Origin of the sequence: Nocardia inohanensis NBRC 100128, from assembly GCF_001612945.1 — a bacterium.
Taxonomy (GTDB): Bacteria; Actinomycetota; Actinomycetes; order Mycobacteriales; family Mycobacteriaceae; genus Nocardia; species Nocardia inohanensis.
In genome coordinates, this window is record NZ_BDBK01000002.1 from 327,844 (window position 1) to 336,529 (window position 8,686).

Sequence of the window (8,686 nt, forward strand, 5' to 3'; positions counted from 1 at the left end):
CGTAGTTCCCATGAGCACAGAGATCCGCCCCTTCCGCATCGCCGTCCCGCAGTCCGATCTCGATGACCTGAACGACCGCCTGGCCCGCACCCGCTGGTCGGCACAGCTGCCCGGCCAGGGCTGGGAGCGCGGCGTGCCGGTGGAAGCGCTGCGCGAACTGGCCGAGTACTGGCGGACCGAATTCGACTGGCGCGCACAGGAAGCCGCGTTGAACGAGTTCCCGCAGTTCATCACCGAGATCGACGGCCTGGACGTGCACTTCCTGCACGTCCGTTCCCCCGAGCCGGACGCACTCCCGCTGATCCTCACCCACGGCTGGCCGAACACTTTCGTCGAATTCACGAAAACCATTCCGCTACTGACGAACCCGCGCGCCCACGGCCTGAACCAGCAGGCATTCCACGTGATCATCCCGTCGGTACCCGGCTTCGCATTCTCCGACGGACCGCGCGAACCGGGCATGAAGCCGCGCATGGTCGCCACCATGTGGATCGAACTCATGGCCCGCCTCGGCTACGACCGCTACGGCGTACAAGGCGGCGACCTCGGCGCATACGTAGTCCAGGAGATGGCCCTAGTCGCCCCGGGCCGCATTGTCGGCGTGCACATCGACGGCGGACTCGGCATGCCGTCCGCATCCGATGTGCCCGACATGAATACGGACGAACTGATCGAATGGGAGATGATGCAGAAGTGGCAGTCCGGCGTGAATCACCACGTCCTGCTGAATGCCGCCCCTCAGACCTTCGCCCACGCCTGGACCGATTCCCCCGTAGGGTTGCTCGCCTGGCTCGTCCACAAATTCAACGAATTCGCCTACTCGGCAGACAATTTCGAAGACGCCTACGACCGCGACCAACTCCTCACCAATGTGGCGCTCTACTGGTTCACAAACACCGCCGCCACCTCCTCCTGGCCCATGTACAACGGCCTCGGCGACAATGGTTTCGCCTGGCCCACCGGCCAAAAACTGGTCCCGGCCGGTGTCTACGCCGGCGGCTCCCCCCTCATGCGCCGCCTGGCCGACCGCGACAATCTCATCGCCTATTGGCCCACCGGAAATACCGGCAACCATTTCCTGGCCATGGACGTTCCACAAGCCCACACCACCGATATCGCAACCTTCTTCACCAAGATCATTTCGTAACAGTTCCCGAAACGAAACCCCCAGTCGCAGAACGGCAGCGGATTGGTTCCGTCCCGGACATTCCCCGGTCATCTCCGCTAACTATCGTGCTCCGAATTAGCTAGTGCGCGGTATGAGGAGCGTTCACCATGCGGGACCCGATGCCAACCAAAAGCCAAGTACTCCGAGCCTGCCGAGGCAGCGGTTTCCCCGGCCACCCCCTACTCCGCGCCGCCCACGACCTAGCCGAAATCCACGAACGCCGCCTATCCGCACCCCCCGACCAGTTCCAAGCCCTAGAACAAATCCGCACCGACCTGGTCCACGAAATAGACGTCTGGATAACCTCCCAACTCCCCCCAAGCCACGGCGGCGCCAGAGTCCACACCGAAACCCTAGGCGCAGTAATAGACCGCCTAGCCGCCCTAACCGCCCACGCCTACGCAGCCTTAGCCAGCGCCACCACCAGAGACCTCACCACCATCTGGCAACACCTAGCCGAGCTGGCCATAGGCTACGAAGACCTAACCTCCGAAGTCCGAACCGGCCGCCGCCGCCTCCCCGGCTGCCACTAACCGCCGAGCGGGAACTGGTTGCGGGGGTTACTCGCGAAATGCCGCAACAGTTTCCCGGTGATCATGCGTCCAGGTGGGCGCCGGCGGCGCGGAGGGCGGAGTGGGCTCGGTCCACGATGATGTGGGGGCGGTTTCGGAGGAGGTCGGCGCCTACTCGGATTACTCGCCAGCCGAGGGATTCGAGTAGGGCGTAGCGGTCTATGTCTCGGGTGCGCTGGGATTTGTCGGTCCAGTGGTGGGCGCCGTCGTATTCGACTGCTACACGCCAGGGTTCCCAGGCCATGTCGACGCGGGCTATGAAGTTCCCGGATGGGTCGCGGATGACGAATTGGGTGGTGGGGGTGGGAAAGCCGCTGTCTATGAGGAGGAGGCGGGTCGTCGATTCCGGGGGTGACTCGGCGCTGCCGTCTATAAGTGGGATTAGTGAGGTTAGGTGCCGGATGCCGCGGGCCCCGATGTGGTGGCGGGTCAGGCTGGATATTTCGTTCGGGTGTAGTCCTGTTGCGGCACAGAGGGAGTCGAGGACTGGGATCGCTTGATCTCGTGGCGTGCGGCGGCCGATGTCGAAGGCGGTGCGGGCAGGAGTGGTTACTCGGAACCCGTCGATATCGCAGGTTTCGTGCGGCGGGATGGTATCGCGTACGGCGCTTATCCCGGCGGGAGGCTTCAGGCGGTTCGGGTGGGCGAGTTCGGCGGGGCGAGTGGGATCGAGCCAGCGGGTGCCGTGCATGGCGGCTGCGGAATGGCCGGTGATGATGGCCGCGCCCTTCGCCCAGTGCGCGGCTGCTCGCGCTCTACCCGCGGCGTCGAGCGAGATGCCTTTCCGCACATAGACATCGGGGAAGATCCGCTCGTAGTCGTGGCGCAGTTCCCATAGCGTCACGACTCCGGCGGCTCGTGCGTATGTTCCCGGGAACGGTTCGTCGAGTACCCCCACCGATCAAGGGTGGGGATGGGATTCGGTGGGGTGCAAGAAAAGTGGGACTTCGCGCGCGACACGCTCAGGCGGCGAGGGTGGCGGGCTCCTCGGTGAGGACGCCGTCGACCATGCGGTGGACGGAGGTCATCTGGTGGAGGTGGGTGCGGTCGTGGGTGACGAGGAGGGTTGCCGCCTGGTGTTCGCGGACGATGCCGACGATGAGGTCGATGATTGCCGCGCCGCGTTCCTGGTCGAGGGCGCTGGTGGGTTCGTCGATGACCAGGAGGGAGGGGTTGTTCATGAGGGCGCGGGCGATGTTCACGCGCTGGCGCTGGCCGCCGGAGAGTTGAGCGGGGCGTTTGGTCGCGTGGTCGGCCAGGCCCACGGCGTCGAGGAGATCGGCGGCACGGGAACGAGTTTCGCGGCGGCGGGCGGGGGAGACGAACCAGGATTGGCCCAGGTGGGACATGGCCTCGAGCTGTTCCAGTGCGGTGAGGGCGGGGATCAGGTTGGACTGCTGGAAGACGATGCCGATGGAGTCGCGGCGGAGGGTGGCGGCGTCTTTGCGGGAGAGGGCGGCGAGGTCGGCTGTGCCGGTGGCGGTTTCGAGTTCCACCTGGCCCGAGTCGGGGCGCAGCAGGGTGGAGGAGACGGCCAGCAGGGTGGATTTGCCGGAGCCGGACGGGCCGGTGATGGCGGCTATCTCGCCGCCGCGGACCTGAAGGTTCACGTGATCGAGGGCGGTGATGCGGTCCGCGCCGTCGGGGAAGGTCAGTACGAGGTCGGCGACCGTGAGCGTGTTGGTCATCGAAAGCTCCTGGGGGAGTGGAGGTTCAGCGCGCCTGGTTGAGGGCGGTGAGCGGGTCGGTGGTGGCGAGGAAGCGCAGGGCGAAGGCCGCGCCGAGCAGGCCGAGCAGGATCAGGGCGGCGGCGGGAACCAGGGTGGTGGCCGCGGTGAGGACGAAAGGCACTGCGTCGCCGATGAACAGGCCCGCCACGGTGGTCGCGCCGACGCCGGCGCCGACGCCCAGGGTGAGGACGATCAGGGCCTGGCTCAAGGCATCTCGGACCAGCGAACCCGTGGTCGCGCCGAGCGCTTTCAGGGTGGCGATGTCGGGTTGGCGTTGCACGGTCCAGACGGTGAAGAACGCGCCGATCACCAAGGCGGAGATGGCGAAGAGCATGACCGTCATGAGGGTGAGTGAACCGTTCTCGGCCTGATAGGAACTCATCGCCGACAACGAACCCTTGGTGGTGGTCGTGGTGGTGTGGGCGGCGGCGTTGACCGCGGAGGTGTCGCTGACGCCGGAGACCGCGAGGATGGTGGCCGCGCCCGCGCGCGGGTTGAGGGTTTGCCAGTCGGTGAGCGTCATCCAGACGACGGGGGTGTGGGCGTACCAGTCGTCGCCGGTCACCCCCTGCACGGTGAAGTTGCCGGAGCCGAGGTCCACGGTGTCACCGGTCTTCGCGTCCAGGTCTTTCGCGGCGGCGCTGCTCAGAATGACTGAACCGGGTTGGGTTGCGGTGCGATTGCCGAAAGGTGTTCCCTCGACGCCGAACAGGGCCACCTGGGTCGGGGAGGCGCCATTGACGGTGGCCCGCGTCCGGCTGATGCCGATCGGATCGACGGTGCCGCCGGCCTGCTGCCAGGTCTGTACCTGATCGATGCCGAGGGTGGAGGAATCGTAGGAGGGTTTGGCGCCGGTGTCGGCGAAGACCACCGTGGAGGTGTGCAACGACTCGATGGCCGAGATGTTCTGATGAGCCAGCCCGGCGGTCAACCCGCTGAGAAAGCTGACCAGCAGCGCGACCAGCGTGACCACCAGGCTGATGAGGAGGAAGCGGCCGCGGGCGGCCCGCAGATCCCGGAGTGCGACGAACATACTTACACCTTGTCGCCGGCGGGCCCGGATTCCATCGCGCCGCCGAACGAAGATCGGCCCAGCCAACGGTGGGTGAGCGTTTACTCCTTTCGATGGATGCCGCTCGAATAGCCGGGCATAAGCTGGTCGGCGTGCATCGATCGCCGCTGACCCCCGTCTTCGCCGCCATGCAGGTGGGCCTGCATGTGCTGCTGGTGGTGCTGACCGCGATCGTGGTCGGGCAGGCCGTCGTATCGGATGAGCATCGCGTGGTGGTGGTGCTGCTGGCGGGCGCGTTCCTCGGGGTCTACTTCGCCGGCACCCGCTTCCGGCGCCGCCTGCTCGCCGCACGGGTGTGGCTGGGCGCGTTGACCGTGCTGTGGCTCGGACTTGTCTGCGTCGCACCGTTCGCCGTCTACCTCGTTTTCGGCCTGTTCTTCCTGTATCTGCATCTACTGCCGCGCGGTTGGGGCCTGCTGGCCGTCACCGCCGCGACCGCGGTTTCGGTGGTGGGGTTCGCGCTGCACAAGGGCTGGACCTTCGGCGGCGTGATCGGCCCGCTGCTGGGCGCGCTCGTCGCGGTCGCGATCGGCCTCGGCTACGAGGCGCTGTTCCGCGAGGCCGCCGACCGCCAGCAGCTCATCGACGAATTGCTGGCCACCAGAACCACTCTCGCCGAACAGGAACGCACCGCCGGCAAGATGGCCGAACGCGAACGCCTGGCCCAGGAGATCCACGACACGGTCGCCCAGGGCCTCAGCAGTATTCAGATGCTGCTGCACGCCGTGGAACGCGCCGCCCCGGAACATCCCGCGCTGGAGAAGATCCGGCTGGCCCGCGAAACCGCCGCCGAGGGCCTGGTCGAAACCCGCAATCTGATAGCCGAACTCACCCCCGCCCCCCTCGACGGCCAATCCCTGACCGAGGCCCTGACCCGCATCGCACAACGCGTCGCCACTCCCGGCCTCGACGCCCAGGTCCTGGTGGAGGGCGAACCACAGCGCCTCCCCATGTCCACCGAGGCCGCCCTGGTCCGCATCGCCCAGAGCGCGGTCTCGAATGTGGAGCGCCACGCCCACGCCGAGGCCATGCGCATCACCCTCACCTACGCCGACGACGCGGTCCACCTGGACGTCGTCGACAATGGCATCGGCATCGCCCCCGCGGTCCTCGACCACGCTCCCTCCGGCAGCTTCGGCCTCACCGCCATGCGCAATCGAGTGGAACAGCAGGGCGGCACCATGAACGTGGAGTCCGAACCCGGCCACACCGCGGTCACCGTCTCCTTCCCCCTGGAGGACCAATGATCCGCATCCTGCTCGCCGACGATCACGCCATCGTCCGCGCGGGCCTGCGCGCCCTCCTGGATTCCGGTGTGGCCGAAAGCGATTCCGCCGACATCGAGGTGATCGGCGAGGTAGCCACCGCCGAAGAAGCCGTAGCCTTCTGCGCCACCACCCCCGTAGACCTGGTCCTGATGGACCTCCGCTTCGGCCCCGGCCAATCGGGCGCGCAAGCGACGGCCGCCGTCCGCGAACTCCCCGCCCCGCCGAATGTCCTGGTGGTCACCAACTATGACACCGACGCCGACATCCTCGGCGCGATCGAGGCGGGCGCATCCGGCTACATCCTGAAGGACACCCCGCCTGCCGAACTCCTGGCGGCGGTGCGTTCGGCCGCGGCGGGAGAAAGTGTCCTATCTCCCTCTGTCGCATCGAAACTCATGACGCGGGTTCGTAAACCCGACACCACATTGAGCCCCCGCGAGATCGAGGTCCTGCGCCTGGTCGCTGACGGTCACTCCAACCGCGAGATCGGCAAGCGCCTCTTCCTGAGTGAGACGACGGTCAAATCCCATCTGGTGCACATCTATTCGAAGCTGGGCGTCAAGTCCCGCACTTCCGCAGTGGCGCGTGCTCGTGAGCGCGGTGCGATCTAGAGCGTCCCCGGCTCGGGAGAAGAGATAAACGAAATAGTGTGGCCACTTCGCCTGCCGTCCCCGACGTTGGTCCCCCCGCCGTGTGCCGTCACCTCGCCTCCCGGCGTCGTTCCGGCCGTTGTCACCTTCTCGAGCGGAAAAACCAAGAACAAAAAACAGACTCATCGGTCAGTGGGAAATGGTTGCGGGGTTTCACGGCGTGTCGCCGCAACCAGTTCCCACTGACCGCCTGGTCTGCTTGAAACCGGGAATCTGCTGCGGCGACACGCCGAAACCACCATTACCAGTTCCCGGTTTCACCTGCGCGCGTGTCGTTTTCGCCCGAAAAGGTGACAACGACCGGAACGACGCCGGAAGGTGAGGTAACGGCACACGGCGGGGGACCAACGTCGGGGACGGCACACGAAGTGGCCACACTATTTCGTTTATCCCGATAGCCAGACCAGCGCGTTGCCTGGAATGCCGGAGTCGGAGCCGTACCGTTTGGCCCATGGCCTCCCTGAGTGATCCCCACGTCCGCGATTTCCTCTCCGAAGGCACCCGCACCGGCAAACTCGCCTTCACCGCCTCCGACGGCCGCCCACTGGTGACCCCCGTCTGGTTCGTGGTCGACGGCGACGCAGTGGTCTTCAACACCGGCCGAACCTCCGCCAAGGGCAAGGCCGCGGTCCGTGACGGCCGCATGGCCCTGCTGGTGGATCTGGAAGCCCCGCCGTACGCCTTCGTCCAGGTCCAAGGCATCGCCGAAGTCTCCGAGGATCTGGACGAACTGGTCCGCACCGCCACCCTCATCGGCGGCCGCTACATGGGCGCGGATCGTGCCGAGGAGTTCGGCAAGCGCAACGGCGTGCCCGGCGAGCTGGTCGTCCGCATCAAGCCGACCAAGGTCATCGCCGACTTCGACGTCACCGGCTAGTCGACTCCCTTTGCGGAACCGTGAGTTCCGTTTCGTGCCAAATTCGGAACTGTGAGTTCCGAATCTACCCCGCGCCCGGGAAGGCCACTCTCGGGCACCCTGGCCCTGCTCGAAGAGGTCGGTTACACCGGGCTGCGGGTCCAGGACGTGGCTGTGCGGGCCGGGGCTCAACCTGCTCGGCGGCGACGGCGATCGAGAACTGATCGACCGGGTCGCCGGCTCCGTGGCCGCGACCTGGCTGCATGGAAACCGGTTCGCCTGAGCCGGTATGCGAGACTCGCGGGCATGACTGTGCACTTCATCGGGGCGGGACCCGGGTCGGCGGGGCTGCTGACCGTGCGGGCGGTGGAGTTGCTGCGGACCTCGCCCGTCTGCCTGTACGCGGGCACGTATCTGGATCCGGAAGTGCTCGCGCACTGCGCGCCCGATGCCGAGCTGATCGACACCCAGGGCCTGGATCTGGACGAGATCATCGAGCACTGTGCCCGTGCGCAGCGGGCCGGCAAAGACGTGGCCCGGCTGTGTTCGGGCGACCCGTCCATTTATTCGGCCCTCACCGAGCAGAAGCGCCGCCTGGACGCCCTCGGCATCCCCTGGGATGTCACCCCCGGCGTCCCCGCCTACGCGGCCGCCGCGGCCGTCCTGGGCGTAGAACTGACCGTCCCCGAGCAAGTGCAGTCGGTCGTGTTGACGCGCACACAGGCCCGCTCCACGGCGATGCCCGAATCGGAGTCGCTCGCCAACTTCGCCCGCACCCGAGCCACTTTGGTATTGCACCTCGCTATCACCCGCATCCGCGGTTTGGCGGAGGAGCTCGCCGCCGACTACGGATCCGACTGCCCGGTCGCCGTCGTCTACCGCGCGAGCCAGCCCGAACAGCTCGTCTTGCGGGGCACTCTCGCCGATATCGCGGACCGCGTCGAGGCCGCCGGATTGCGGCAAGCCGCCGTGATTCTGGTCGGCCGCGCCCTCGCCGAAACCCTCGATTGCGCCCAATCGCACCTCTACGACCCGGGTCGCGACAGGACGCATATCACGCGCTGACTGCGTGAAATGGGGTGATAGCCGAGCCCTATGGCCCTTTCTGGTTCCGGCTTGCACCCGGACGGTAGATTGGACCGAGTGTTCAGCAGCAGGATCGCAACCCAGGCCCCGTCGTGCCCGACGGGTGTGGGCAGGCCCATGTAACGGGAGCATCGGGCTGAACGCTTAGCCAAGAGAACATTTTTGTCTGATTGTTACGTGAAGTGAGCCCCGAACCTCGGACGTCACGCTAAAAGCGGCGTGGCGTCCGGTTCGGGTTTTCGGCGGGGAGCGCTGCGCAGAGTGTTCCGGAAACGAGGTTTGGG

General features: G+C 66.5%; 9 protein-coding genes. 6 read left to right on the forward strand and 3 right to left on the reverse strand.

What is annotated here, in order from left to right:
• Window positions 1–10: 10 nt before the first annotated feature.
• Both NI1_RS07945 and NI1_RS37030 read left to right on the forward strand, forming a co-directional pair.
• Window positions 11–1,147 (forward strand): epoxide hydrolase family protein, encoded by a 1,137-nt coding sequence (locus NI1_RS07945; RefSeq protein ID WP_067816244.1) that lies wholly within the window; start codon window positions 11–13, stop codon window positions 1,145–1,147.
• A 140-nt stretch (window positions 1,148–1,287) separates the two neighbouring features.
• The gene (locus tag NI1_RS37030) at window positions 1,288–1,701 is read left to right on the forward strand and encodes a DUF4254 domain-containing protein (protein ID WP_245663164.1); all 414 of its coding nucleotides are present in this window, start codon (window positions 1,288–1,290) and stop codon (window positions 1,699–1,701) included.
• A gap of 61 nt (window positions 1,702–1,762) precedes the next feature.
• On the opposite strand, the gene NI1_RS07950 is transcribed toward NI1_RS37030, so the two are convergent.
• The 3 genes from NI1_RS07950 to NI1_RS07960 form a co-directional block, all read right to left on the reverse strand.
• Entirely contained in the window at window positions 1,763–2,584 is an 822-nt protein-coding gene (locus NI1_RS07950; protein WP_245663126.1) for an endonuclease domain-containing protein, read from the reverse strand.
• Window positions 2,585–2,702: 118 nt separating this feature from the next.
• Complete coding sequence (locus NI1_RS07955) at window positions 2,703–3,428, reverse strand: ABC transporter ATP-binding protein (protein WP_067816249.1); 726 nt, start codon at window positions 3,426–3,428, stop codon at window positions 2,703–2,705.
• Window positions 3,429–3,453: 25 nt separating this feature from the next.
• Window positions 3,454–4,503, reverse strand: a complete 1,050-nt coding sequence (locus NI1_RS07960; RefSeq protein WP_067816252.1) for an ABC transporter permease — start codon at window positions 4,501–4,503, stop codon at window positions 3,454–3,456.
• A gap of 92 nt (window positions 4,504–4,595) precedes the next feature.
• On the opposite strand from NI1_RS07960, the gene NI1_RS07965 reads away from it, so the two are divergent.
• From NI1_RS07965 to cobM, 4 genes are all read left to right on the forward strand, one after another.
• Window positions 4,596–5,789, forward strand: a complete 1,194-nt coding sequence (locus NI1_RS07965; RefSeq protein ID WP_067816255.1) for a sensor histidine kinase — start codon at window positions 4,596–4,598, stop codon at window positions 5,787–5,789.
• Window positions 5,786–6,421, forward strand: coding sequence for a LuxR C-terminal-related transcriptional regulator (locus tag NI1_RS07970; protein WP_067816257.1), 636 nt, complete (start codon window positions 5,786–5,788; stop codon window positions 6,419–6,421). Before NI1_RS07965 ends, NI1_RS07970 begins: the two co-directional genes overlap by 4 nt.
• Window positions 6,422–6,911: 490 nt before the next feature.
• Window positions 6,912–7,337, forward strand: a complete 426-nt coding sequence (locus NI1_RS07975) for a PPOX class F420-dependent oxidoreductase (RefSeq protein ID WP_067816260.1) — start codon at window positions 6,912–6,914, stop codon at window positions 7,335–7,337.
• A 285-nt stretch (window positions 7,338–7,622) separates the two neighbouring features.
• Entirely contained in the window at window positions 7,623–8,381 is a 759-nt protein-coding gene (gene cobM, locus NI1_RS07980) for a precorrin-4 C(11)-methyltransferase (protein ID WP_067816263.1), read from the forward strand.
• Window positions 8,382–8,686 lie beyond the last annotated feature (305 nt).

Excerpts from the sequence above, each read along its gene's own strand:
- NI1_RS07945 (WP_067816244.1), top strand. The coding sequence starts at position 11 with ATGAGCACAGAGATCCGCCCCTTCCGCATCGCCGTCCCGCAGTCCGAT.
- NI1_RS07960 (WP_067816252.1), bottom strand. The coding sequence starts at position 4,503 with ATGTTCGTCGCACTCCGGGATCTGCGGGCCGCCCGCGGCCGCTTCCTC.
- NI1_RS07970 (WP_067816257.1), top strand. The coding sequence starts at position 5,786 with ATGATCCGCATCCTGCTCGCCGACGATCACGCCATCGTCCGCGCGGGC.
- NI1_RS37030 (WP_245663164.1), top strand. The coding sequence starts at position 1,288 with ATGCCAACCAAAAGCCAAGTACTCCGAGCCTGCCGAGGCAGCGGTTTC.
- cobM (WP_067816263.1), top strand. The coding sequence starts at position 7,623 with ATGACTGTGCACTTCATCGGGGCGGGACCCGGGTCGGCGGGGCTGCTG.
- NI1_RS07975 (WP_067816260.1), top strand. The coding sequence starts at position 6,912 with ATGGCCTCCCTGAGTGATCCCCACGTCCGCGATTTCCTCTCCGAAGGC.
- NI1_RS07955 (WP_067816249.1), bottom strand. The coding sequence starts at position 3,428 with ATGACCAACACGCTCACGGTCGCCGACCTCGTACTGACCTTCCCCGAC.
- NI1_RS07965 (WP_067816255.1), top strand. The coding sequence starts at position 4,596 with ATGGATGCCGCTCGAATAGCCGGGCATAAGCTGGTCGGCGTGCATCGA.